The sequence below is a fragment of the Colwellia sp. BRX9-1 genome, from assembly GCF_014077195.1.
Classification (GTDB): domain Bacteria; phylum Pseudomonadota; class Gammaproteobacteria; order Enterobacterales; family Alteromonadaceae; genus Colwellia_A.
Genome location: NZ_JACGVM010000087.1, coordinates 1 through 336 on the forward strand (window position 1 = coordinate 1; position 336 = coordinate 336).

The 336-nt window shown below is 44.9% G+C and carries 1 pseudogene; it reads left to right on the forward strand.

Annotation, left to right across the window (positions count from 1 at the left end):
* Window positions 1–336 (forward strand): annotated as a pseudogene (locus tag H4J76_RS19590) (transposase); the annotation flags it as partial.

Sequence of the window (336 nt, forward strand, 5' to 3'; positions counted from 1 at the left end):
CGACAAGCCAATAAAGAAGATAAATGCACGGGGCACTTTTGGGAAGGACGCTTTAAATCACAAGCCCTGCTCGATGAAGGGGCATTACTTGCTTGTATGGCTTATGTAGATTTAAATCCAGTGCGTGCGGGCATTGCTCCAACACCTGAGCAATCGAGTTTTACCAGTATTCAACTGCGTATCAAAGCAGCCATTACAGGAGAGCAACCGACAACGTTATTACCTTTTACGGGCAATGAACATCAAGAGAAAACCTCAGGTATCCGCTTTAGCTTGAAGGACTATTTAACCCTTGTAGATGAAACAGGTCGCGTAATAAGAGCAGACAAACGAGGC